This is a genomic window from Streptomyces flaveus (genome assembly GCF_014647675.1).
Taxonomy (GTDB): Bacteria; Actinomycetota; Actinomycetes; order Streptomycetales; family Streptomycetaceae; genus Streptomyces; species Streptomyces flaveus.
Map to the genome: position 1 here is coordinate 440,640 of NZ_BMPQ01000005.1, position 21,157 is coordinate 461,796.

General features: G+C 68.6%; 30 protein-coding genes and 1 tRNA gene. 7 read left to right on the plus strand and 24 right to left on the minus strand.

The features are described from left to right. Positions 1-14: 14 nt before the first annotated feature. Positions 15-665 (minus strand): DUF4352 domain-containing protein, encoded by a 651-nt coding sequence (locus IEZ21_RS13955; RefSeq protein WP_189322177.1) that lies wholly within the window; start codon positions 663-665, stop codon positions 15-17. A 302-nt stretch (positions 666-967) separates the two neighbouring features. Here IEZ21_RS13955 and IEZ21_RS13960 point away from each other — a divergent pair, with 302 nt between their 5' ends. Then, positions 968-1,267: a hypothetical protein gene (locus tag IEZ21_RS13960; protein ID WP_189322178.1), complete on the plus strand. Its 300-nt coding sequence runs from the start codon at positions 968-970 to the stop codon at positions 1,265-1,267. A 221-nt stretch (positions 1,268-1,488) separates the two neighbouring features. Here the strand turns inward: IEZ21_RS13960 and IEZ21_RS13965 are convergent, their stop codons facing one another. The 9 genes from IEZ21_RS13965 to IEZ21_RS14010 all read right to left on the minus strand — a co-directional run bounded on the left by IEZ21_RS13965 (position 1,489) and on the right by IEZ21_RS14010 (position 6,752). After that, on the minus strand, positions 1,489-3,660 hold the full coding sequence (locus IEZ21_RS13965; protein ID WP_189322179.1) for an FtsK/SpoIIIE domain-containing protein: 2,172 nt from the start codon (positions 3,658-3,660) through the stop codon (positions 1,489-1,491). An 85-nt stretch (positions 3,661-3,745) separates the two neighbouring features. Next, positions 3,746-3,937, minus strand: coding sequence for a DUF6257 family protein (locus IEZ21_RS13970; protein ID WP_189322180.1), 192 nt, complete (start codon positions 3,935-3,937; stop codon positions 3,746-3,748). A 2-nt stretch (positions 3,938-3,939) separates the two neighbouring features. Further along, positions 3,940-4,257 carry a hypothetical protein gene (locus IEZ21_RS13975; protein ID WP_189322181.1) on the minus strand — a complete coding sequence of 106 codons (318 nt, stop codon included), beginning with the start codon at positions 4,255-4,257 and terminating at the stop codon, positions 3,940-3,942. Beyond that, positions 4,254-4,430, minus strand: a complete 177-nt coding sequence (locus IEZ21_RS13980) for a hypothetical protein (protein WP_189322182.1) — start codon at positions 4,428-4,430, stop codon at positions 4,254-4,256. Before IEZ21_RS13980 ends, IEZ21_RS13975 begins: the two co-directional genes overlap by 4 nt. Further along, positions 4,427-5,107, minus strand: coding sequence for a hypothetical protein (locus tag IEZ21_RS13985; RefSeq protein ID WP_189322183.1), 681 nt, complete (start codon positions 5,105-5,107; stop codon positions 4,427-4,429). The genes IEZ21_RS13980 and IEZ21_RS13985 overlap by 4 nt, the downstream gene beginning before the upstream one ends. 190 nt (positions 5,108-5,297) lie before the next feature. Next, positions 5,298-5,675 (minus strand): DUF6907 domain-containing protein, encoded by a 378-nt coding sequence (locus IEZ21_RS13995; protein ID WP_189322185.1) that lies wholly within the window; start codon positions 5,673-5,675, stop codon positions 5,298-5,300. Next, positions 5,672-5,908, minus strand: coding sequence for a hypothetical protein (locus IEZ21_RS14000; protein WP_189322186.1), 237 nt, complete (start codon positions 5,906-5,908; stop codon positions 5,672-5,674). The genes IEZ21_RS13995 and IEZ21_RS14000 overlap by 4 nt, the downstream gene beginning before the upstream one ends. Beyond that, the gene (locus IEZ21_RS14005; protein ID WP_189322187.1) at positions 5,905-6,369 is read right to left on the minus strand and encodes a hypothetical protein; all 465 of its coding nucleotides are present in this window, start codon (positions 6,367-6,369) and stop codon (positions 5,905-5,907) included. Before IEZ21_RS14005 ends, IEZ21_RS14000 begins: the two co-directional genes overlap by 4 nt. Further along, entirely contained in the window at positions 6,369-6,752 is a 384-nt protein-coding gene (locus IEZ21_RS14010) for a hypothetical protein (RefSeq protein WP_189322188.1), read from the minus strand. The genes IEZ21_RS14005 and IEZ21_RS14010 overlap by 1 nt, the downstream gene beginning before the upstream one ends. Before the next feature lie 213 nt (positions 6,753-6,965). On the opposite strand from IEZ21_RS14010, the gene IEZ21_RS14015 reads away from it, so the two are divergent. The 3 genes from IEZ21_RS14015 (at position 6,966) to IEZ21_RS14025 (ending at position 7,960) form a co-directional block, all read left to right on the plus strand. Then, positions 6,966-7,193, plus strand: a complete 228-nt coding sequence (locus tag IEZ21_RS14015; protein ID WP_189322189.1) for a hypothetical protein — start codon at positions 6,966-6,968, stop codon at positions 7,191-7,193. A 10-nt stretch (positions 7,194-7,203) separates the two neighbouring features. Then, positions 7,204-7,473 (plus strand): hypothetical protein, encoded by a 270-nt coding sequence (locus IEZ21_RS14020; protein ID WP_189322190.1) that lies wholly within the window; start codon positions 7,204-7,206, stop codon positions 7,471-7,473. A gap of 414 nt (positions 7,474-7,887) precedes the next feature. Further along, a tRNA-Arg gene (locus tag IEZ21_RS14025) sits at positions 7,888-7,960 on the plus strand. An 80-nt stretch (positions 7,961-8,040) separates the two neighbouring features. On the opposite strand, the gene IEZ21_RS14030 is transcribed toward IEZ21_RS14025, so the two are convergent. The 14 genes from IEZ21_RS14030 to IEZ21_RS14095 form a co-directional block, all read right to left on the minus strand. Continuing rightward, a complete protein-coding gene (locus tag IEZ21_RS14030) occupies positions 8,041-9,324 on the minus strand; it encodes a tyrosine-type recombinase/integrase (protein WP_189322191.1) in 1,284 nt (427 codons plus the stop codon). Next, positions 9,324-9,521, minus strand: a complete 198-nt coding sequence (locus tag IEZ21_RS14035) for a helix-turn-helix domain-containing protein (protein ID WP_189322192.1) — start codon at positions 9,519-9,521, stop codon at positions 9,324-9,326. Before IEZ21_RS14035 ends, IEZ21_RS14030 begins: the two co-directional genes overlap by 1 nt. A gap of 201 nt (positions 9,522-9,722) precedes the next feature. After that, positions 9,723-10,904 carry a DUF3631 domain-containing protein gene (locus IEZ21_RS14040; RefSeq protein ID WP_189322193.1) on the minus strand — a complete coding sequence of 394 codons (1,182 nt, stop codon included), beginning with the start codon at positions 10,902-10,904 and terminating at the stop codon, positions 9,723-9,725. Further along, positions 10,901-11,254, minus strand: coding sequence for a hypothetical protein (locus IEZ21_RS47560; RefSeq protein WP_246567690.1), 354 nt, complete (start codon positions 11,252-11,254; stop codon positions 10,901-10,903). The genes IEZ21_RS14040 and IEZ21_RS47560 overlap by 4 nt, the downstream gene beginning before the upstream one ends. After that, positions 11,251-12,174, minus strand: a complete 924-nt coding sequence (locus IEZ21_RS14050) for a bifunctional DNA primase/polymerase (protein WP_189322194.1) — start codon at positions 12,172-12,174, stop codon at positions 11,251-11,253. The genes IEZ21_RS47560 and IEZ21_RS14050 overlap by 4 nt, the downstream gene beginning before the upstream one ends. Before the next feature lie 89 nt (positions 12,175-12,263). Continuing rightward, positions 12,264-12,515, minus strand: coding sequence for a hypothetical protein (locus IEZ21_RS14055; RefSeq protein WP_189322195.1), 252 nt, complete (start codon positions 12,513-12,515; stop codon positions 12,264-12,266). Further along, a complete protein-coding gene (locus IEZ21_RS14060; RefSeq protein ID WP_189322196.1) occupies positions 12,512-12,679 on the minus strand; it encodes a hypothetical protein in 168 nt (55 codons plus the stop codon). The genes IEZ21_RS14055 and IEZ21_RS14060 overlap by 4 nt, the downstream gene beginning before the upstream one ends. 12 nt (positions 12,680-12,691) lie before the next feature. Next, positions 12,692-13,147 (minus strand): hypothetical protein, encoded by a 456-nt coding sequence (locus tag IEZ21_RS14065; RefSeq protein ID WP_189322197.1) that lies wholly within the window; start codon positions 13,145-13,147, stop codon positions 12,692-12,694. Continuing rightward, positions 13,144-13,386 carry a hypothetical protein gene (locus tag IEZ21_RS14070; RefSeq protein ID WP_189322198.1) on the minus strand — a complete coding sequence of 81 codons (243 nt, stop codon included), beginning with the start codon at positions 13,384-13,386 and terminating at the stop codon, positions 13,144-13,146. The genes IEZ21_RS14065 and IEZ21_RS14070 overlap by 4 nt, the downstream gene beginning before the upstream one ends. Positions 13,387-13,589: 203 nt before the next feature. Then, the gene (locus IEZ21_RS14075; protein ID WP_189322199.1) at positions 13,590-15,722 is read right to left on the minus strand and encodes an ATP-binding protein; all 2,133 of its coding nucleotides are present in this window, start codon (positions 15,720-15,722) and stop codon (positions 13,590-13,592) included. Between the two features lie 119 nt (positions 15,723-15,841). Next, entirely contained in the window at positions 15,842-16,384 is a 543-nt protein-coding gene (locus IEZ21_RS14080) for a hypothetical protein (protein WP_246567692.1), read from the minus strand. 41 nt (positions 16,385-16,425) lie between these two features. Continuing rightward, complete coding sequence (locus tag IEZ21_RS14085) at positions 16,426-16,803, minus strand: RRQRL motif-containing zinc-binding protein (protein ID WP_189322201.1); 378 nt, start codon at positions 16,801-16,803, stop codon at positions 16,426-16,428. Continuing rightward, entirely contained in the window at positions 16,803-17,900 is a 1,098-nt protein-coding gene (locus IEZ21_RS14090) for a conjugal transfer protein (protein WP_189322202.1), read from the minus strand. The genes IEZ21_RS14085 and IEZ21_RS14090 overlap by 1 nt, the downstream gene beginning before the upstream one ends. After that, entirely contained in the window at positions 17,897-18,160 is a 264-nt protein-coding gene (locus IEZ21_RS14095; protein WP_189322203.1) for a DUF6284 family protein, read from the minus strand. The genes IEZ21_RS14090 and IEZ21_RS14095 overlap by 4 nt, the downstream gene beginning before the upstream one ends. 454 nt (positions 18,161-18,614) lie before the next feature. Here IEZ21_RS14095 and IEZ21_RS14100 point away from each other — a divergent pair, with 454 nt between their 5' ends. The 3 genes from IEZ21_RS14100 to IEZ21_RS14110 all read left to right on the plus strand — a co-directional run bounded on the left by IEZ21_RS14100 (position 18,615) and on the right by IEZ21_RS14110 (position 21,149). Then, positions 18,615-19,409, plus strand: coding sequence for a GntR family transcriptional regulator (locus IEZ21_RS14100; RefSeq protein ID WP_189322204.1), 795 nt, complete (start codon positions 18,615-18,617; stop codon positions 19,407-19,409). Then, on the plus strand, positions 19,406-20,068 hold the full coding sequence (locus tag IEZ21_RS14105; protein WP_189322205.1) for a YdcF family protein: 663 nt from the start codon (positions 19,406-19,408) through the stop codon (positions 20,066-20,068). Before IEZ21_RS14100 ends, IEZ21_RS14105 begins: the two co-directional genes overlap by 4 nt. A 250-nt stretch (positions 20,069-20,318) precedes the next feature. Continuing rightward, on the plus strand, positions 20,319-21,149 hold the full coding sequence (locus IEZ21_RS14110) for a hypothetical protein (protein WP_189322206.1): 831 nt from the start codon (positions 20,319-20,321) through the stop codon (positions 21,147-21,149). Positions 21,150-21,157: the final 8 nt, after the last annotated feature.

Here is a 21,157-nt window from a genome sequence, read left to right on the forward strand (position 1 = left end):
CAACTCGTCTGCGGCTACTTCACGTTCCCCGCGAAGATCGCCGTCTCCGACTCAAAGTCCGGCGCCAACTCAATCTGCAAATACTCCTCGCCCTTCGGCAACGCACACGCCACCTTCGCCGTCATCGTCCGCCCCGGCCGCAGATGCGTCGTCGGCATCCCCTCCAGCCCCCGATCCTCGTCGTAGACCTCCTCGCCCGCCGTGGCCTGATCCCCGTACTGACACTGGAAGTACGCGGCCGCGAGGTTCATCGTCGCCTCAGACCCGTTCACGATCTTCACGGTGAACGAGACATACGCGGTGTTCTCCGGAGACCCGTACTCCGTCGACACCCCGCGCGTGTAGCCGGACAACGCGACCTCGACATCGTTCTCGTACGACACGCCGTCGGTCAGCCCCAGGATCTCCGGCTCCGTGTTCTCCGGCGTCGGCTCGGGCTCTTCAGCGGCGGTGATCGTGTCGTCGGTTGGGGCGCTCGTCTCAGACGTCGTCGCGGCATCGGAGCCGTCGTCGTCGCGGGAGTTGGCGACTACCACTCCGGTTGCGACGACTGCGGCGATGACTGCGGCAGCAGCGCCGATGATGATCGCGTTGGTGCGGGACTTCTTCGGCGCCGGCTCGGGCGGCGGGAAGCCGGGCATGGGTGGCGGCGTGGTGTCGGTCATGGTCCCCCCAAGGACATGGTGTGCAGAAGGGCATCATGCGTCCTCATGTGTGCCGTGTGGAGGGGGCGTGTCCGTGTTGTGACCACAGATGAGTGAAGGTCCCGAATCTTGCTGGACGACGCCCGACGGAACGCCCTAACCGCATAGAGTCTGCGGTGTGCTGGCTCTGACCTGCGGCTTTGCTGGGCTGTTGGCACTCGTATGGCACGCCGGGGACTCTCTGGGGAGTGCGTGCGCAGCACTGGTTAGCCTGACCGGTTTCGGGTACTTCGTCCCGTTATCGCCACAGGACGGAGTGCAACATGATCATCAAGCGACTCCACGACATGGGCATCCGCAGCGAACACGCCTACATGGCCGCCATCGGCAGCATCGGCCTCTCCGTCGCCTCCTGGTACACCAGCCTGAAAGCCGAACCCGTCGGCGGGCTCGGCTTCCGACGGGGTAGCAGCCTGGCCCGCGCCGACCGGTGGGGCATCTTCGTCGGAGAATGGGCGCCCACCTTCTTCGGCCTCGGTGTCGCCCTCTCCCACTACGAGCAGCAAGACGGCACGCTTACGGCCAGCGTCCACGAAATGCGGGAGCAGAAGAAGGCGGGCTGACCGGCGGGTCATCTCGAGGGCCGCGGGGGCGCGGCGTACAGCGTCGCCTCTCCCTCCGACGACTACCGGGGAGGGAGGCCGGCCGGGGGGGGGCTGAGACCCCGTTTCAGGCCTCCCGCAGGGTTCCCCTCCCTGCCCTCCCTGCCCTCCCTGACTGGCGTATGTGCAGGCCAGACCAGGGAGGCAGATCAGGGAGCCGCACAGGGAGAACTCCCTCCGATCTACTCGCCTCCCTCGCCCTCGTCGTCGTCCTCCATCGCCGCGAGACGGGCCAGAATCGCGTTCTCCACACGGTCCCGGGCCACGACCATCACCCCGTCGGACTTGTACGGGGCAGCGTCGTACGGCTCCAGCTCGGCCTTCAGATCGCCGAACGTCCACTCGGCATACACGGCGTCGTTGCGCGTCCTCAGCCGGTGCAAAACCTCCTGCGTACGAACTCGCGCGTCCTCCCCGAGCACGGCGCAGATGTCGGCGAGGTAGTCGACGGGGGCCTCGACGTCCAGGGCCTGCACCGTGGTCACACCGTGGCGGCGCTCCTTGGCCCGGTCGGTGAGGGTGACGGCGTCCGTACCGGAGATGAAGTGCGTGCGCACCGTCACCGACACCTGCCCGGGTTCCATCTTCACGCCGCCCGTGACCACGAGCATTCCGCGGTCGATGTCGCGGCGCAGCTTGTGCGGTGCCGCGCCGGCCTTGACCGGTGCCTCGCCCAAAGCCATCTCGGCCTGCGCTTCGGTGCCCAGGACGAGGCTGCCGCGGATGTGGTTGCCCTCCCGGCTGCGCTTCGGCAGGTTCTCGTTGGTCGGGTCCTGGGTGCCCTCCCAGATGGTGACGTTCACGGCCCGGCCCTGGTCGTGGATCTTCTTCACGGCCTGGAAGTACCGCGAGGTGGCCTTACTCCCGCCGTACGGCCGCCCGTCCGGGCTCTTGGCGCCGCACCCGTACGCGACCTGCGCCTCGTCGACGATCAGGACGATCGGCCTGAACCGCGGATCGGTGCGGGCCATGTCCCTGGTCACACCGTCCGTGGCGCCCGACTCTTCCAGGAGAGCGATGCGCTTCTGCATCTCGTCGACACCCCACTCGACCATGTCCGTGGCCTGCGCGACATGCTCGTCTGTCGGCCCCTGGATGAGGACTTGGGCCAGGCCGAGGAAGCCCCGCCAGTCTCCGACGCCCTTGAGGTCGGCGATGTAGAAGTCCACGGTGTCGTCGAACATGAGCCACAAGGCCAGCGCGCGCAGGGCCGCGGTCTTGCCCTGGTTGGACAGGCCCGTCAGGAGGATGTGGCGCTGGAAGACGCTCACGTCGACCAGGTCACCGCGCAGGTTCTGCCCCCAGGGAGCGGACCCGGTGTAGTAGTCGGCGGTCACGTCCTCGCTGAGCATCAGCGGGGAGGCGCCGATGGGCTCGTCGAGGGCGCCGGAGTCGGCGATCCACAGGCGGACGGTGCGGGGCTGCGGGGGGATGGTGATGAACACTTCATGCTCGTGCCGGTTGAGGTTCTCGGCGAGCTTGCGGCGCCGGTTCTGGATCTCCTCGGTGGACACTCCGGTGGGCAGGGTGACGTCCACCTCGACGCCGCAACCTGCGATTTTGATGGGGGACAGCATGGCGGCGCCGACGTCGCCCATGCCGTCGATGGCTTTGCGGAGCGGGGAGATGCCCAGGTCACGGAAGGCGATGACGACGACGGACGGGGTGATGGTGTCGCCGAAAGCGCGAGCACTGGCGGGCAGGGCCCACTGGGGTGCGGTGTGCTGGCGCCGGCCTGCGCCCCACACGGCGGCGACGGCGAGCCACGGGGCGGCCATCAGGAGCGGGTCCCAGATGATGCCCCCGACGTATGCGACCAGGCGCACGATGTCGATGACGGTCTCGATGGGTGTGAGGACGTCGGAGACGTCGTTGTTGGCCCAGGCCAGCAGGATGCCGAGCATGAGGAGTACGCCCGCGCCGGTGGCGGTGGCGTAGCCGATGGCTTTGGGCGCGTAGATCAGGGTGCGGATCAGGTCCATGCGGCGGCGGTGGCGTGCGGCCCGGTAGGTCTGTGCGCGGGCCTCCCACTCCTTGACCTCTTCCATGAGGCCGGCGGCTTCGGCGGCGCGGATCATGCGTTCGTAGCGGGCTCCGGTGCGGGCGTCCCATGCGCGTCGGGTGAGGACGCGGGTACCGCCGACGACGTACGCGCCGTGTCGTACGAGTACGCGGTACGCGTCGTGTTCGCGGGCTTCGGCGACGGTCCGGCGCAGCTCGGCGATACGGAGTCGGCGGCGTGCCGGTGCGGGCTTGTCCTCGGCCACGGGGGCGGCGGGAGCGGGTGGTTCCTCGGTGGTCTCGGAGGGGGCGTGGGGCGTGTCCTTGTGGAGCCGTACGACGTTGCCTGACATCTTGGTGGGTCCTGTCTCCCTACGCGGGTGATGGGGCCCGGGGGCGGCGGCTGCTTGGCGGTAGGACGCCGTCCCCGGGGCGTTGCTACTTGCCGTGCTTGCGGCGGAGCGCCTGGTTCTCGATGCGTGTCACGCGGCGCTGCAGGTCGCTGAGGTCGACGCGACCGGTGCCGTCATCTGCGAGCCCGCGCTTGCCCATGCGGGCGATCAGGACGCCGATGCGAACCTTTTCGCCGGTGGTGAAGTCGCTGAACTTGAGGTCGTCGGACTTGGGCATGGTCACTTCCCCTTCTGGAAGTCGCGCCACATGGAGCGCAGGACGAGGACGACGATCGTGGCGACGCCGCCGAGGATGGCCAGCGCGAGCGACGCGAACGCGATCCCGACGCCGCCGACGCACACAGCGCAGGCGATGCCGATCCACTCGCCCGCGCTGCGGCCGGGCCGGTGCTGGTGGTCGCACGCCGGCGGCTGCACTGTGGACTGCGCCTGAGCCGTCTTGGCCAGCTCGACGGCGGCGAGTGCGACCTGCACGGCGGCTGTGTTCACCGCGGCTTCTCTCGCTGCAGCCTCCGCCTTGTCGAGGGCGTCACTCATGCCGTCCACCCCCGCACGGTGCGGGTGATGCGCGGCCAGAGCAGGACGCCGACGGCGAACGCCAGCACAGCGGGCTGCGAGACGGCAGCGGCCACGACCGCCAGGACGACGGCCAGGAGCGCCGGATAGGCGACGAGGAGACCGAGGACGGCCCCGAAGATGATGCGCATCATGACTGCACCCCCCAGATCTCCCGGGCCGCAGCCAGCACCCGGCGCCCATACCGGTCACCAACACCGAGCGCTTGACCGAGGGCCCGACCGGACATGTCGCGCTGCACGGCCAAGAGGCCGACGGCGGTACGGATCTGGTCGGGGCGGACCTTGTGGCGGCGGGCGAAGAAGTCGATTGCGGTGAGCTCCGGCTCAGGTTCCGCGGCCGGTTCCGGCACGGCCGGGAGAAGCTCCTTGTACGCCTTGTCGACGAACGCGGGCGGAACCAGGACCGGAACCTGGATACGGGGCGGTTCCGGGGCGCGTTCGACCATGACCGCGGGCGGTTCCGTCGGCGGCCTCGGCGTGAGGGTGGTGGTCCCGTCGCCGAGGGAGTGCACGCGCCACAGGACGAGCGGCGCGATCGCGGCGACGGCGACGACGAGCGGCACGTCCACGGGCAGCAGGCCGGCCGTGACGAGATGGCTGGCAGCGTTGACGCCGATCATCGCGGACACCGCGGCGAGTACATCCTTGCGGGCTCGCATCGCCCGCACGGTGTAGATGTCGAGGGCGCCCGGCACGGCCGCGGCAACCCACTGGTTGAAGCCGACCGCACGGGCCAGCTCGTACTCAGCGGACGCGGTCGCGACGAGGGCAGCGACGAGGGCGGCCCACTTCAGGTAGTCGTGTTTCATGCTTCGCCCACCTCGGGCTCGGAGGCGCGCACGATCCGGTGCGCGCAGAGGACGGTGCCTTCGCGGTCGCGGCGCTCGTTGGCGTCGAGCAGCGCGGCCATCAAGGCGGGGATAGGGGGGAGGCGCCGGGCCGACCGGGCGGCCGCGCGGAGGGCGGCCACCTCGGTCGGACGGCGTACGGGGCGGCGGCTCACTGGCCACCGCCGAGGAGCGCGGCCAGGCGGCGGGCACGGTCGCGCAGCTCGTCCGCCTGCGCGGTGAGCGCGTCGGCCATGGCTTCCAGGCCGGCGAGCCCGGTGGGGTACCAGTCGCCGCCGATGCCGACGTTGACGAACACGCTCTGCACGAACGGGTCGTCGGAGTACGGCCGGATCTCCAGCGCCGTGACGAGGTGGACGACCGGGCCGCGGCGGGTGGGCAGGGTGAGCGGCTCGTCGGGGCCGACGTGGCTGATGTCGGTGCGGTACTGCGGGGCGTCCTCATGACCGACGCACCATGCGGGGCAGCGGACGGTGATGTCGCCGTGGTCGAGGGTGGGCACCGTGACCGTGCGGGGCTCGGCGTTCACTGGCCCTCACCTCGCTCGGTGTCGAGGGCACGCAGCAGGATGCGGAGTGACTCGGTCAGGGCGCCGTGCGCACGGTTGAGGGCGAACACGTCCTCGTGGTCGACGTGCTCGTGCTCGGCGAGCAGCAGCTGCGCGACGCGGACGGCGACGGCGAGATCGGTGGGCTCGGGGGCGGGCCGGGGCAGGGCCCCCAGCGTGGTGCTGGGGGCCTGCTCGGCGGGGGTGCCGGTCACCGCGTGGCTCCGGCCTGCCAGTCGCGGAGCCGCTCGACGACGCGGGGCACCTCGGCGCGGACCTTCTGCGGGTCGGCACCCTGCCTGAGGGCGTCCGTCATGACCGTGAACACCCAGCGGTAGTCGTCGCCCTCGGTGCTGGCGTGCTCGACGACGGCGAACGCCCACAGCCGGTCGGCGACGGCGGCCCGCATGGTCTCGGCGAACTCCAGGTTGCTGCCTGCGAACTTCTCCGGCAGCTTGGGCGTGATCTCGTCCCAGACCTCGGCGACGGAGTCGCACATGTCGTCGAGGAGGGCGGCCGGGTTGTGGCTGGTGATGGCCTGCCCGTAGGCGTACTGGGCGATGTAGAGCGCGGCGGCGAGGGCGGTGGTGCGCTGCTCGTCGGCCTTGATGCGGATCTTGCTGCCCTGGTCGGCCATGCAGGGGACGGCGGACGGGGTGGCGATGGAGTTCGACATCAGGCAGCCACCCCCGCCAGAACCTCGAAGCGGGCGGCGGTGGCGCGGTCCTTGGGCCGGTACGTGGCCAGGCGGGCGGCGAACGTACGGGCGGCGTACAGCTTCACGGCGACGGTCTTACGGACCCGGCCCTTCAGCTTGATGACCGTCTCGCGGGTGTCGTCGGCGACGAGGCCGCGGGAGAAGGCTCCGGCGAACCGCTTCGCGGTGGCGTCGTCGAGGCCGGCCGCGACGAGGCGGGTACGAACCGGCTGCGGGGTGCCGGTCGCTACGGCGCGGACGGCGCGGCGGGTGGCGCGGGTCTCGGCCGTACGACGGCGGAGGGTGGCGCGAAGGGCACGGCGCGTCGCGCGGTGCTCGCGGCGGGTGGCAAACTTCTGCATCAGCGGGCTCCTGGTCTAGTCAGGTAGTTCCGTCAGGCCCTCGGCTGGTGCTGGTAACACCGCCGGGGGCCGCTTGCGTTGTCGTCCGGTTTCCCTTCCAACACCTCCACTCTAGGGAACATCGTGTTCCCTGTCAAAGGGTTGTGGCCTAGCAATTCACCCATGATCTAGGTAACGTCATGTTCCATGATGGCGAATGGAACACTGAGTGTCATGGACAAGCGATCACTGGAGCACGTCGCGCGTCGGTTCAGGGAAGCCGAGACGCGGGCGGACATCCTCCGCAGGGAGCTGGCCGCCGCGATCCGGCAGGCGGATGCCGACGAGATCCCGCAGAAAGACATCTGCGAGGCCACCGGGTACACCCGCCAGCAGGTCCGGCGCATCGTGCTGGCCAGCGATACCGACCAGGGCGACGAGGCCGCGCCCGGAACTGACTGAGGGGCGCACCTTGTCAACATCGAGCGGCCAAAGTTCCGGGCAGACTGCACCGCCCGGAACTCCGGCCACCGGGCCGGACCTGAACGCCGACTACTGGACCATCGCCGACGTTGCCGCGTACTGGTGCGTGGGCGAGCAGACCATCCGGGCGTACCGCTCCCGCGGGCGCGGCGAACTCCCGCCGGCCGACAAGACCTGGGGGCGGTCGCCCGTGTGGAGGCCAGCCACGATCATCGGCTTCCAGCGGCTCGGCCAGGGGACTCGGACCGACCTCCACTGAGGCATACGGGAGCCGCCTCCGTGATGGCACTGCGATGGCACCAAGAGGCCCGTACGCGTTCCGACAGGGGTCAACTGCGTCCGACGGCATTCCTGGCGTGGCCTGCGCGAAAGCGTCTCGGGAAGTCGTGCCCCTTCGTACTCATACGAGGGGCAACACACTGCTAATGCGGTTTGGGACTTCAATCCCATCGAGGGTTCAAATCCCTCCGCCTCCGCCTCATGATCCTGAAGCCCTGGTCACGACTGGCCGGGGCTTCGGGCGTTCATCGACCGTTCCATGGTCGTTTCCGCAGGTCATGCAGGGTCCACTAAACGGATTTCGCCAGGCGGCACCAGTCATGTAATGTTGTTCCCGCGAAGCCGACGGGGCTCAAAAGCCCACGAGGAAGAGCCAACACAACAGAACACACAGGCACTCGTAGCTTAACGGATAGAGCATCTGACTACGGATCAGAAGGTTGCAGGTTCGAATCCTGCCGAGTGCACACAGGTCAAAGGCCCCACTGGCTCGCCCGGTGGGGCCTTTGACATCAGCTGGTGACATCAACGCACTCGGAAACGGTGCTCAGTCCTCGGTGCCCGACTCCGTCTCCTCTCCCGAATCTTCGTCGGGGTCGTCGAGCCTGAGAGCGTCGTCCATCCGATCGGCAGCGGCTCGCAACGTCGTGCCCATCACGTGCGCGTAGGTGTCCAGCGTCATCGTGATCGTGCTGTGCCCGAGCGTTTCCATGATCGTGCGAGCGTCGACTCCCTGAGCGAGCAGGAGCGAGGCGCAGGTGTGTCGGAGGTCGTGCACTCGCACGCGGCGTACGTTCGCGTTCCTGCACAGGATGGTGAGCATCCGGTTCAGGCTGCGGGGATCGGTGACGCGGCCCGTCGCCGTGGTGAAGATCAGTCCCTCAGGCTGCTTCGGCGCAGGCTGCCATTTCCCACCCGCGATCTTTCGCTCTCGCTCTTGCTGATCGCGGTGCTGGGTGAGGGCCCGTACACAGTGCTTGGGCAGCGACACCGTACGGATGGACCGCATGGTCTTGGGAGTGCCGAAGATCAGCTCACGCCGAATGCGCTGCACGTTCCGACGGACGCGGAGCTGACCGTTCGCGAGATCGATGTCCGACCAGGTGAGCCCGAGAACCTCGCCACGGCGCAGGCCGGTCGACACCAGGAGCAGCCACAGGGCGTATAGGCGGTGGGAACGGGCGGTCTTGAGAAGCATGCGGACTTCTCCGGCGTCCAAGGGACGCACCTCCTTGGAGTCGACGGTGGGGGTTTCCACGATCCGCGCGACGTTCCGAGCGATCAGTTCCTCTCGCATCGCCTGCTGTAGCGCGGACCGTAGGACGGCGTGGATGTACTGGACGGTTCGGGCCGACGGACGGCGCCTGCAGCAACGGCCCACGGCGCAGCACGAACGCTTCTCCTCCGGCCGCTCTTTGTCGGCGCCACGGAGACAGCACAGGCAGGAAGCCTTGAACTCCGCCAGGAAACGGCGCACGTCGGCCGGAGACAGGCGGTTCAACTTCTTCTTGCCGAGTGCCGGCCGGATGTACAGGCGGGTTAGTCCCTCATAGCTGTTCAGCGTGGAGGGCTTGAGTCGTTCTGGCGCGATGGTGGCGAGCCAGTAGGTGAGGTAGTCCCCGAACGCCATCGTGGACGACGCGGCGGGGATGCCCTGACGGGTCTTCTCCTGCAACTCCGTGAGCTTGTCTGCCACTTCCTCACGGGTCTTGCCGTAGACGAACTTCCGCGTACGAGTCCCGTCGGGGCGATAGACGTAGGCGGCGGCGTGGAAGCGGCCATCCTTGCGCTTGGTGATCGTTCCTTCGCCGTTGGCTCGGCGCTTGGCCATCAGTCGGTCTCCTCGACTCGGGATCGCATGTACTCGCGGACGGCGTCGACCGGAACGCGGCGGGCGCGTCCGGAGGTGAAGCTTTCGAGCTGCTTGGAGCGGATGAGGTCGTAGACCTTGCTCCGGCTGAGGCGCAGAGCGGTCATGACCTCCGGGACCTTCAGCGCTTCGGGGGTGGAAGGCAGAGCGGTGCTCATCGGGGCGGGCCTCCTTGGCGGGCAGCGGGTCTCTCTGGAGTCCGCTACATGCGCTTCGCCGCTACATCGCAGGTCAGCGGCGGGTTTTGTGTAGCGGTGGGGTGGGATGTAGCGGCTACGGGGCGCCATGGGTCCGGCACGTACGGGGCGTGCCGGACCCGTGGCGCGGGTGTGTGTAGCCGCTACATCGGGTGGGTTCCGCTACGCGGCCGTGCCCTCTGAGCTGGGCGGTAGCGGCTGGAGCGCATGTAGCGGACTTTCCGGCGCGCTGTCCGGAGGGGGCGGGCAGTAGCGCTGCCAGGCGTCGTAGAGGTCGACGCTGTAGTAGCCCTTGAGGATGCCGCCGGTGGTGCGCATGTTCCGCGACGCGATGGGGTCGCCGTCGGCGGTGACGTACTGCCCGAGCATCCGGGACAGGCGCCGGTTGTCGAGCGGCTTGCCGTTGAGGTCCGCCCATGGGGCGTCGTCGAGGGAGTTGAGCCGATCGAGGATGGCGACGGTGGGCAGGCGGTCGACGCCCACCAGGACGTGGTCACGCAGGTCGGTCAGCAGGCGCACGCCCAAGCTGCCCTTGTCGTTGGCCTGAGCCGCCTTGACCAGGGTCACGCAGGCTTCACGGGCCCGCCGGGGCCACTCGCCCCCGGCAGCGTCCGCGATGGCGAGCAGGGGTTCCCACACGTCGGCCGGTCGGTCGGTGACGCCGTCGGGCATCTCCGGCCACGCGCCCATCACCCATCCGCGCGCCTGCTCGGCCCATGCGGCCAGGCGGTCGCGCAGCGCGGTGCCCTCCTGCTCGTGCAGGCGTGCGCGGAAGGGTTCGATCGTCTCGTTCCGGGCTCGGCGGCGCATGCGGATGATGACCGAGCGGGTCAGGATCGTGTCCGGCAGGGAGCCGAGTCCGGCGACCGCGACGGCGGTGTAGGACGGGAACGGGGTCACGGTCTGGCTGTCGCCCACGCACCGGTAGGTGACCCCGGTACGGCGGTGGCCCGCGTTCAGGAATCCGCGCAGTTCCTCGTTGTCTCCGGCCTTGGGGCCAAAGACGGTGTCGATCTCGTCGAAGAGGATCGTGGGCCGTCCGTCCGGGCCGGACACCGCACGGAACAGCGCCGGCGCGGACGCGTTCACCGCGACCATGGGGCGCGGTACGAGGGTTTCCACGATCTCCAGCGCGCGCGACTTGCCCGATCCCGGCTCCGGGGAGAGGAAGGCCAGGCGCGGGGTGGAGTCGAAGCAGTCGAGCAGGTGGGCGTGCGCGTCCCACAGTGCGACGGCGACGTAGGCGGCTTCCGTGGGGAAGATGTTGAACCGGCGGTGGAAGGCTTCCACCTCGTCGAGCAGGGCCGCGCCGTTGATGGACGGCGCGGACGTCGGGGCGGTCATGCGGCGGTCCTCCCTTCCTGGGGGGTGCGGAGCGGGCATTCGTCGCGGTGGGCGGTGTGTTCGTCGATCAGGGCCAGCACGTGGCCGTGGCCGACGGCGCTGCGGTCACGGCCACACAGGCACTTCGAGGTGGCCGTGGGCACGGCGCCGCGTGGCGCGCTGATGTGCAGCCACGCCACGGGGTAGCGGCCGTCGCCGGTCTGCGGGTCAGGGCGAAGAGCTGAAGGGACGCCTTCGGCGACGTCCTTTCGGTCGCCAACGTCCGCCGTCAGTGCAGGTTGTTGGGCGGCTTTCGGGTGCGTCGTGCTGCGGGGGATGCTCTTCAGAGGGTGGCGGGGCGGGGTGTTCATGCCGCATCCCGCCGGCGCTGGTTGTGGGCGATGGACCAGTTCAGTGCGCTGCGCAGGGTGGCGCGGCACTGGGACGACGGCAGTCCGGCGGCCTCTCCTGCCTCCTGAAGAGCCTGCTCGACCCGATCGCGGGGGAGGTCGCCCCACGCGATGAACCGGCCGAGGGCTCGCGCTGCCACGAACAACTTCCGTTCGCGCTCCCCGAGTTGGGACCCGGCGACGTTGCGCGTCTCGTTGTCGAGCGCTGTGTCCGCGTATCGGCGGGATTGTGCCGTTACGGGCACTGAGGGGGTCCGTGCGGGCTTGGGGGCCGGTTTCAGGATGTTCAGCAGCCACGCGGGCAGAGAGGCCGCCACAGGGCCGCCTACGGCTTCGTAGGGTCCGGCGGGGGTGGTGCTGCCCGCTGCGACGACGTAGCCGCCCCATGCGCGGGTGTCGACCAACGGGGCGATGGTGCCTGCCGTGTTGGCCAGCCGCACCCCCGACTGCACGGTGAAGTACAGGTGTTGGCCGCTGCTCGCGGTCCGGGTCCGGTAGGTGTCGGGGACGGCGTGCCCGGTGCGCTCGCAGAGCGCCTTGAAGGTCGCCGCGCCGTCAGGCGCGTCCGAACTGCCCTTGTCGTCTGTGCTCTTGGGCTTATCGAGATCGACAACCAGCAGCCCGGACGGGCCGGTCGCGATGCCGACGTTGAACGGGGCCCGTGACCAGGTCGCGCGGATGCACTCGGGGTCGGTGGTGGCCCGTTGCTCCCACTTCTGGTGTCCGGCCGTGCACGGGCCGGTGCCGGTGCAGGTGGCTTCGCCGTGCAGGGCGGGGCGCTTGGTGCCGGGACGGAGGGGGAAGACGTGCCAGCCGCGTGCGGCGGCGTTCAGGGCGGCGGCGAGTAGGGCCTCTCGCCTGTTGTCGGTGGGTTGGGTCATGCTGGAGGCCTCCAACAGGTCTGTTGCGGACTGGTTGGCAAGGGCGGCCCCGGGTCTTTGGCGAGATGTGGGGGCCGCCCTTGGCGTAGCTAGCGGGGGTGGTGGGCGGCGCGGCGGATGAGGCTCGCGATGGTGGCGACGGTCGGGTAGTCCCACCCGGCGAGCCAGTCCACGATCAGCCGGTCGTACGCGCCCAACTCGACTCCGGCGGCCTTGAGTTCGGCGTGCAGGCTGGCGCGCTGCATCTTGGTGCCGATGAACCCGCGCGGCGCGATGTCGAGCGGTGCGTCCGAGATGGGGTCGGGCTGCGGTTCGTCGAACACGGTGCTCTCCTCGGTCATTCGGTGCCGGTGTAGTGGGCGAGGTAGCCGGGGCAGATGGACTCAGGGCAGTCGCAGCCGCCGCACTCGTTGCAGATGTCGCCGGAGCACTCGTCGCACATTTCGTGGCCGGGGCAGCCGTAGTCGGCGCATTCGTCGCAGTACTGCTCGTCCTCGTCGAACACGGTGCTCCCTTCTCAGCCGTGGAAGTGGTTGCGCTTGAAGGTCGCTTTGCGGATGTTGACCGTGGTCCCGCTCTTGTGGCCGCTCGCGCTGAAGACCTGCACGGCGATCCAGCCGCCGAAGATGACGGCGGCCAAGATGATGAGCTGGGTGATCAGCGCGGTCAGGGCGGTGATGAATGCGGTCAGCAGGAACAGCCCGCCGCACACCGCGCCGAACCCGATCCCTCCGAGGGCGATGTTCACCGCCGTACGGGAGACGGCGGGCTTGGCGGCGGGCGGTTCGGGCTTGGCGGGCTCGATGGCGTAGCCGGTGACAACGCGGCCGTCGGGCAGGACGACGCTCGCCACGGACGGGACGCTGCCCGGCTGCACGGGCACGAGCGGTGCTGCCTGCACGGGCGTGATCGGGGTGGGGTGGTGGACTTCGACGGCTCGCGTCGCGGGGGTGAGGTGGGTGGGCTCGTTCACTGGGTACCTCCGGCGAGGTAGGCACGGCCGGCGGCGGTCACCTTCACCGGGTCGGTGCGTCCGTCACCGATGTCGATGAAGTCGCGGGCCGTCAGCGGGTGAAAGGTGCGGTCGTTGACGGTGTAAGAGGTGCCGTCCATCTGCCAGCGGCCACGAGGGGCGGAGATAAACAGGACCCCGTCGCCGGTGTCGTTCTCGGCGATGGTTCGAAGCAGGTTGAGCACGGCGCGGGAGAACATGCGGAATCCCTTCGAAGGACGGGTCAGGGAGGCAGGGACACCCCCTGGCGGGAGGCCGATGGAGGGGGTTTCAGGGGTGCTACCTGCGGGCCTCCCTGCCTCCCTGATGGATCATTGATGCTGGTCAGGGCCAGCGATGCGGGTCAGGGAGGCGTTCAGGGAGTTCTCCCTGCCTCCCTGACCCGACGGGGCGCGGCTCCCTGTCACTCGGCGGCGGAAGCGGAATCCGTTTCCGGCCGGTTGGCGAGAGCGCGCGCGATGCGGTCGCGGCCGACGACCATGACGCCGTCGGACTTGTAGGGCTCGGCGCCGGTGCCGTCCAGGACGCGCTTGAGGTCGATGAACGACCACTTGCCGTAGGCGTCCTCGTTGAGCATCGCGAGCCGCTTGAGCACGTCCTGCGTCCGCAGCCGGGAGGCGTCCCCGATGGCGGCGGCGATGTCGGCGAGCGGGTCACGGTCGGCCCCGCGGTCGATGACGTGCAGGGTGGTGACCCCGTCGCGCATCGCCTTGGCGCGGGTGGCGATCACCTTCGCGTCATCGGTGCTGATGTAGTGCGTGCGTACCGTGATGGACGACTGCCCCTTGGGAATCTCGATGCCGTCGGAGGCGATGACGAGGGTTCCCTTGTCCAGTCCGGGACGCAGCAGGTTCGGGGCGGCGCCGCCGTCGACGGCCTTGTCCCCCAGCGCCATGCGGGCCTGAGACTCCGTACCGAGGGCGAGGGAGGCCCGCGTGTGCGCACCCTCCCGGACCAGCTTGGGAAGGTTCTGGTCGGTGGGGTCCTGGGTGCCCTGCCACAGCAGCACGTTCACCGCACGGCCCTGGTTGTGGATCTTCCGGGCGGCCATGAAGTACCGGGAGTTGGAGCTGGACCCGCCATAGGGCCGCTTGTCCTCGTCCTTGACCGGGCACATGAACGCGACCTGCGCCTCGTCCACGATGACGATCAGCGGCGGAAACATCGTGCCGGGCGGCGCCTGGAGACGGCGGTTCATCTCCTCGACCGCGTCCTCGGCCATCTCGGTCACCTGGATGACGTGGTCGTCGGTGGGGCCCTGGATCAGCCGGGTGGCGAGCCCATCGAACATGTTCCAGTCGCCAGCGCCCTTGAGGTCACCCATCCAGAACTCGACCGACCGATCCAAAGCGAGCCACAGGGCCAGCGCCCGCAGCGCGGCGGTCTTGCCCTGGTTCGACAACCCGGTGATGAGCAGATGGCGCTGATACACGCTCAAACCGGCGGCGTCGCCGCGCAGGTCCTGACCCCACGGCGCCTTGCCCTTGGCGTAGTCGGCGGTCAGCGTCTCATCTGTGACCAGCGGAGACGGCCCGATCGGCTCATCCAGGGCGCCGGAATCGGCGATCCACAGCCGCACCGTGCGGGCCGCCTCGGGGATCGTGATGAACACCTCGTGCTCGTGCCGGGTCAGGTTCTCCGCGAGCTTGCGGCGCCGGTTCTGTACCTCGTTCGTCGACACCCCGGACGGCAGCGTGACGTCCAGCTCGACACCACACCCGGCAATCTTGATCGGGGACAGCATCGAGGCGCCCGCGTCGCCCATCTCCTTGATGGCGTTGCGCATCGCCGGGATGCCCAGATCGCGCAGGGCCTTGACGACGATCGAGGGGGTGATGGGCTCACCCTCGCCGGAGCGGACGCTCGCGGGCAGTGCCCACTGGGGGGCGGCCTGCTGCTTGCTGCCGACCGCCCACAGGGCGAGCAGGGCCAGGAACGGGCCGATCGTGATGGCCGGACCCCACACCACCTGCACGATCCGGATCAGCGCGGCGATGAAGTCGACGGTCGCCTTCAACGGCGTGATGACATCCCCGACTTCCTTGCTGTTGAGGGCCATCACGATGCCGAGCGCGACCAGCACCCCGATGCCCATCCCGGTGCCCACGGCCACGCCCTTGGCGGCATCGGCCGGGGAGTGCAGCAGGTCCATGCGGCGGCGGTGGCGCGCCTCACGGAAGCGCTGAAGACGCTCCTCCCACTCCTCGGCGACCTCGAAGTTCCCGGCGGCCTCAGCGGCGCGGAGCATGCGCTCATAGCGGGCGCCGGTGCGGCCGTCCCAGGTGCGGCGGGCCACGATCCGGCCCCCGTTGAGCGTGTAGAGGCCGTGGCGGGCCACCGCGCGCACGGTGGTCTTGGTGTTCTCGTGGGTGGCGATGCGTTTCACGGCGCGGCCGGAGCGCACCCACAACGGCACCCTCGGCCTCGGCACGCTCGGCGCGGCGGGCGGGTCGGACACCACGGTCAGGGTGGTGACGGGCACGTCCGGAGCAGGCGGTTCGGGGCCCTTGTGGAGTCGTACGACGTTGTCAGACATGCTGGGAGTTCTCCTGACTGCCCCGAGCAGGGGCGGGAGTTGAAGGGGAAGGTGCCGGGGGTGGCCGGGTCCGTGGCAGGGACGACCACCCCCGGCGGGCGAGCAGTACGCGGGGCGGGTCAGGCGGCGGCGCCGGGAACGAGCTGGTTGGCCAGGTACTCCTTGCCGTAGGCCTCGCGCTCTTCCAGCTCCAGCAGGCGCTGGTGTTCGCGGGCCTGACGGCGTGACTGACGCTCGATGCGGAAGCCGTCGCGGGTGTCGCGCACGATCCGGTCGACCACGTCCTTGCGGCTGAACTGCATGCAGTGCACGAGTTCGTGCACGAGGGTCACGGCGAACTCGGCTTCGCCGGGGTGCTGGTCGACGTTGACCAGAATCAGCGCGGTGCCGTCCGTGCGGGGAATGGCTCGGCCGGCCGCTTCGCGGGCCAACTTGAGTGCGGCCCGTTCGGCGCGGGCGCGGGTGCGCTTGTCGAGGACGCCGGCCAGTTCGGCATCGGCGGCGGCCCCGAGTTCGGCCATGCCGCGCGGGTTGGTCAAGACGACCTGCACGTCCGGCATGCTGCCGGGCACCGACCGGTTCACGAGCCTGACGGCCTGCTCGGTCAGCCGCTTCGCGGTGCGCAGGGTGGAGCCGTAACCGGGCAGCTTGTGCGTGCTCACGGATGTCTTCACAGATGTCTCCGTCTCGGGAATGTCGCAGGTCAGGAGGCGGCCTGGTCGGGGTAGGCGCACAGCACGCACATGCCGAGCGAGGTCGGAATGCATTTGCTGTAGACCACCTGGCACTGGGGGCAGGTGCGGCGGGTGAGCATCGCCAGCGCGAGCGCGCCCCACTTGCGCGACGTCATCGGCCGCACCGGCTTGGCCAGGTCGATGCGGTAGAGGTAGCCGACCAGCGGCGGGCGCCGGTAGCGCGGCAGCATGATCTGTGCTGCCACTGGCTGTCCCCCCGGACGCAGCCCGATCTTGCGCAGGTCACGGCGGGTGGCGTAGCCGTCCGGGGCGTACTTCCACGGGTAGGTGGGAATGCCGTAGCGGGTGCCGGTGGGGTCGAAGTACTTGGCGTACGCCCTGCCCATCACGCGGCCTCAGCGCGCTCAGCCTTCAGCGTGTCGCGCAGCATGCGCGCGTTGGCCGGCGAGGTGTGTACCTCACGGCGGATGCCCTCGGCGGTCACCTTCGCGTCCGGCCAATCGGCCGTCACGCGCCGCGCCTCATCGAGCAGTTGAGCCGCCGTACGCTTCGGCCGGGGCGAGCGCGCCGCATCCGGAACCCGACCGGTCGCCCGACGCGATCGGGGCGCCTCAGCGGGCACCGTACGTCGCTCGATCGCCTTGACCGGAGTCGGGGCGATAGCCGGTACCGGCTTGAGCGGCAGGGCCGACTTCCCGAAGTCGACCGCCACCGGATCGGGCACCCGCAGCACCGTTGCCACGGCGGGCGCCGGGGCCGATACCGGGAGGTCAGCCGTAGACCGATTGCTTATGCTCTCGGTGGATTCATTCGGATTCGTGACCGGGGCGGGAATCGGGTCGGTGCCGCCGAACATCGACAGGAGCGCGGCGTTCGCACCGGCGGTGACGCGGTCGCGCTGGACTTCCAGCAGCCTCGATCCGAGCGCCGTGTCCCCGACGCCGACCTTGCGGGCCAGACGCCACGACTTGCGCTCCGACCATTTCTTGATCCGGTCACTGGGGTGGTGGGCGGCACGGGCCTGGTGGTAGGCGAGGGCCTGCACGATGTCGGCGGTGCGCCGCTCGTTCTCCGCGTCGCGGCCGTCGGTGTGGACCACGATGCGGCGGGCGAGGAACGCCATGCCCTCCGCCGACACGGACATGCCCATCGGGGTCAGTGCGTAGATGACGGTGCGGCCCAGGTCCGGCGCGGCCATGGCGCCCATGACCGACGCGGCGGCCGGCAGCGCCCACAGCCCGACCCGTACGACGCGCGGGGAGGACTGGCCCAGCATGGTCAACCCCAGCAACACCAGGGCGAGCACAGCCGTGGCACCCTCACCGGCGGCAAGGGCCCCGAGCGCGGTGCCCTTGCCGTAGGCGTGCCCGATGTTGCTGTACGTGCCGATACCGCCAATCACGCCCGTGGCGAGCATCGGCACGAACGCGGCCGTCAGCACACCGACCTGGACCTTCGTCAGAGGCTTGCGGGTTTTGCTCATGCCGCACCCCCCGTCACCGTCGCGCCCCGGTTGGCCAGCTCGCGGCGGGCGGCCAGCACCCGGCGGCGGGCGCGGCGGATACGCCGGGCGTCCAGCTCGGTCGGTGTGCGGTCGATGGTGATGATCTGCGCGTCCAACAGCTCGACTTCCGCCGTGATCAGCGGCATCTCGTAGTCGATGGCATCCAGCTCCGCATCCGTCGGCTCCATGAAGTCGGCGAACGCGGTAACAGCGTCCTGAACAGTGACGATGTGGTTCATTGGGTCGTGTGTCCTTTCACAGGGGAACGGCCCGAACAGCGCCCCCGGAGTAGCCGCTCCGGGGGCGCGCGCCGTTGTGGAGTCAGGGGATTCCGGCTCCCCTCGACCCCGCCCGTACGACCGCTAGGCCGGACGGGCGGGGGAGGCAACCGGCCGCAGCGCCACACGGACGTTGCGGAACGGAAGAGACATGCGCGGTTCAGAGCCGCGCGGCCGTCTTTTCGACTCGGGGAGACGGGGCCCACCTATGCAGTTCTCAAGCAACGACCAGCGCGGGGCCCCTGCGGAAGCGAGCTATCCCGAACCGGCACAGCCTTGAAGCAGCCCAAAGAAGGCCCTTCCGGCCCGCTGTCCTAGGACTGCGAGCGGCCTGAGACGACTATGCATCGCAGTCCTAGGACTGTCAACAGTCCTAGGACTGTGCTTCACTGGGACGCGTTGAGAGGAGTTCTGCGTGGCACCCAAGTGGCGCGACCTGGCGGACAGGCTCGCGGAGCAGATCAGGAACGGTGAGTACGGTCCGGGCGCCCAATTGCCCCAGATCAGAGACCTCGTGGAAGCCGGGGAAGGCTCGAAAGCCACTGTCCACCAGGCCTACAAAGCGCTGGAAGCCCAAGGGCTCGTGACCTCATCGCGTGGGCACGGCACGGTCGTACGTCCGAGCGCTCCCCTCAAGCGGCTCGGGATTGCCCGCTACGACAAGGCGAAGTGGCGCGATGGCGACGAAGTCGCGTTCATCGCGGACCGCGTCGCATCGGGGCGCGCCTACAAGCGAAACGAGCAGACGCAGACCGTGAGCCGCGTTCAGGCGGACAGCCTCGTTGCCGAGGGGCTGGGCGTTCCAGTCGGCTCCGAGGTGTACGCACGTGCCCGCCTCGTGAAGGAGGGGACACAGCCGACTCACACCCTGACCAGCTACTACAGGCCAGAGCATGTCGAGGGCACGCGCATCGTTGACCCCTCACCGGGACCCGCCGGCCGTGGTGGCGGATTCCGGGTCCTGTACGACGCCGGATACGAGATCGACCACATGAGAGAGGCGCTGTTCGCCCGTGTCCCGACAGCGCAAGAGGTGCAGCTCCTACAGCTCCCCGCCGGTGAGCCCGTAGTCGAGCTGCATCGGACCACGTACACCGCAGATGGCACGGTGGTGGAGTTCGCGGTGGGTATCCACTCAGCTTCTCGCTTCGCGTGGGAGTACGACTTCAAGGTTCCCGACTCGGCACAAGACACGAAGGGGCAGGCATGATCTCGGCACAGGTATGGGCGGATGCCCGACTTCTGTGGGACTACCACCGCATGCACCACGACCCACGACCTTGCTCGGTGGCCATCGGTCTGGGTAGCCACGACCTGGGTGTGGCCGACATGGCGGCGGAGCTGTACCACCAGGGCATGGCGCCGGTCATCGTGTTCACCGGGGCCACCAGCCCTACGACCCGAGCGCGCATGCCACGTGGGGAGGCTGTCCACTACCGAGAGCGCGCGTTGCAGCTCGGGGTACCCGGTTCCGCTGTACTCCTGGAACCGCGCGCGACGAACACCGGCGAGAACATCGAGTTCAGCAAAGCCGTGCTGGCAGAAGCTGGCATCCCGGTGGCGTCTGTCCTGCTCGTGAGCAAGCCGTACGAAGAGCGGCGCTCGTACGCCATGATGCGGAAGCTCTGGACCGACGTCGACGTCGTGTGCGCGTCCACGCCGATGGGTTTGGAGGAGTACGCCGACTTCATCGGGGATGCCCGCATGGTGATCGACATGATCGTGGGCGCCCTGCAACGAGTCCTCGTCTTTCCAGGCTGGGGACTGGCTATCGAGCAGGTTGTGCCGAATGCCGTCGTGGCCGCCTACGAGCGGCTGTGCGTCGAGGGCTTCACCAGCCGACTCATCCCCGAGGCAACCAGTGCTTGAGATTATTTAGCGCCGGACGGCAAGGGTAACGACAGGCTCATTCCTGCGATCTCCTCCAATTCTCCGAGCATCGGGAGGTCGCCACCATCCAGTAGTCCGCCCGGATCACGCTGGGCGGGCTACTGCGTTTTATGGAGCGCGTCACGGGTTTACAAGTGGATCTCGTCGCCGACCCCAATCGGGAGAACCGGAAGGATAGCAGTACCATAATTCGTGCGCCGACAATGTGCATCCCATGGGAACATAAGGCATGAGTACTTCTCAGCCGCCCGCGCAGCGACCCCAGCATCCCCTTCTGCAACATGACTATCAGGGCCTTTGCTGGTGGTGCGGCAATACGGCCGACTCTCGCGAGCATCGCTATAAGAAGGCCGACGTGGTGCGCGCGTTCGGATCCGGCCCTTGGCCGAGCCCTGTGGTGCGTGTCCAGTCCGGCAGCGACCGCGAAGATCGGATCCAGGGACCCAACTCGGCAAAGTTGAAGTTCGCCAAGGTGCTGTGCGCCGACTGCAACAACGCCAAGAGTCAACCCTTCGACCTTGCCTACGACGCTTTCGCTGAGTACATCCATCAAAACAGCGAGGTCATTGTAGAAGCGGGTGTCATTCAGTTCTCTCGGATCTATGGGAAGGGCTGGAGGGAAGAGCGCAGAGTGCTGACGAAGTATCTCGTTAAGAATATCTGCTGCCGGTTGGCCGAAGACGGAGTTCAGATCCCTCAGCCAGTGATCCACTTCATGGATGGATCGGTGCGAGATCTCCCAAATCTGACCCTTGAAATGAATATCAACATGGCCAAGTACGAGATGGGAGTGCACTTCAGGGATGCCCATGGCATCGAAGACGGGAGTCTGTGGATGGGAGATCACGGGATCATCTACGACTCGCGGACTAATCCACTGGGCACCTTCAGTCACCTGGGATTCGACTGGTTCAACGTGGACTACCAAGTGCTGTTCGGTCGCAGGAAGGGACGGGCGAACTTCTTCAGCGGAGACACTGTGAAGCTTGAGCGCTTCTGGCCAGAAGGTCTCTCGACTGGTGACGCTCTCCGCGCCTGCCGAGACTGCAACCCCTCCTGAGGGCACAC

Bases quoted from the DNA above. Each gene is read 5' to 3' on its own strand.
- IEZ21_RS14090 (WP_189322202.1), bottom strand. From the start codon at position 17,900: ATGAGCAAAACCCGCAAGCCTCTGACGAAGGTCCAGGTCGGTGTGCTG.
- IEZ21_RS14085 (WP_189322201.1), bottom strand. From the start codon at position 16,803: ATGGGCAGGGCGTACGCCAAGTACTTCGACCCCACCGGCACCCGCTAC.
- IEZ21_RS14005 (WP_189322187.1), bottom strand. From the start codon at position 6,369: ATGTCGAACTCCATCGCCACCCCGTCCGCCGTCCCCTGCATGGCCGAC.
- IEZ21_RS14050 (WP_189322194.1), bottom strand. From the start codon at position 12,174: ATGACCCAACCCACCGACAACAGGCGAGAGGCCCTACTCGCCGCCGCC.
- IEZ21_RS13960 (WP_189322178.1), top strand. From the start codon at position 968: ATGATCATCAAGCGACTCCACGACATGGGCATCCGCAGCGAACACGCC.
- IEZ21_RS13955 (WP_189322177.1), bottom strand. From the start codon at position 665: ATGACCGACACCACGCCGCCACCCATGCCCGGCTTCCCGCCGCCCGAG.
- IEZ21_RS13965 (WP_189322179.1), bottom strand. From the start codon at position 3,660: ATGTCAGGCAACGTCGTACGGCTCCACAAGGACACGCCCCACGCCCCC.
- IEZ21_RS14070 (WP_189322198.1), bottom strand. From the start codon at position 13,386: ATGTTCTCCCGCGCCGTGCTCAACCTGCTTCGAACCATCGCCGAGAAC.
- IEZ21_RS13980 (WP_189322182.1), bottom strand. From the start codon at position 4,430: ATGATGCGCATCATCTTCGGGGCCGTCCTCGGTCTCCTCGTCGCCTAT.
- IEZ21_RS14030 (WP_189322191.1), bottom strand. From the start codon at position 9,324: ATGGCCAAGCGCCGAGCCAACGGCGAAGGAACGATCACCAAGCGCAAG.
- IEZ21_RS14075 (WP_189322199.1), bottom strand. From the start codon at position 15,722: ATGTCTGACAACGTCGTACGACTCCACAAGGGCCCCGAACCGCCTGCT.
- IEZ21_RS47560 (WP_246567690.1), bottom strand. From the start codon at position 11,254: ATGAACACCCCGCCCCGCCACCCTCTGAAGAGCATCCCCCGCAGCACG.
- IEZ21_RS14055 (WP_189322195.1), bottom strand. From the start codon at position 12,515: ATGACCGAGGAGAGCACCGTGTTCGACGAACCGCAGCCCGACCCCATC.
- IEZ21_RS14035 (WP_189322192.1), bottom strand. From the start codon at position 9,521: ATGAGCACCGCTCTGCCTTCCACCCCCGAAGCGCTGAAGGTCCCGGAG.
- IEZ21_RS14105 (WP_189322205.1), top strand. From the start codon at position 19,406: ATGATCTCGGCACAGGTATGGGCGGATGCCCGACTTCTGTGGGACTAC.
- IEZ21_RS13985 (WP_189322183.1), bottom strand. From the start codon at position 5,107: ATGAAACACGACTACCTGAAGTGGGCCGCCCTCGTCGCTGCCCTCGTC.
- IEZ21_RS14015 (WP_189322189.1), top strand. From the start codon at position 6,966: ATGGACAAGCGATCACTGGAGCACGTCGCGCGTCGGTTCAGGGAAGCC.
- IEZ21_RS13970 (WP_189322180.1), bottom strand. From the start codon at position 3,937: ATGCCCAAGTCCGACGACCTCAAGTTCAGCGACTTCACCACCGGCGAA.
- IEZ21_RS13975 (WP_189322181.1), bottom strand. From the start codon at position 4,257: ATGAGTGACGCCCTCGACAAGGCGGAGGCTGCAGCGAGAGAAGCCGCG.
- IEZ21_RS14040 (WP_189322193.1), bottom strand. From the start codon at position 10,904: ATGACCGCCCCGACGTCCGCGCCGTCCATCAACGGCGCGGCCCTGCTC.
- IEZ21_RS14110 (WP_189322206.1), top strand. From the start codon at position 20,319: ATGAGTACTTCTCAGCCGCCCGCGCAGCGACCCCAGCATCCCCTTCTG.
- IEZ21_RS14010 (WP_189322188.1), bottom strand. From the start codon at position 6,752: ATGCAGAAGTTTGCCACCCGCCGCGAGCACCGCGCGACGCGCCGTGCC.
- IEZ21_RS14095 (WP_189322203.1), bottom strand. From the start codon at position 18,160: ATGAACCACATCGTCACTGTTCAGGACGCTGTTACCGCGTTCGCCGAC.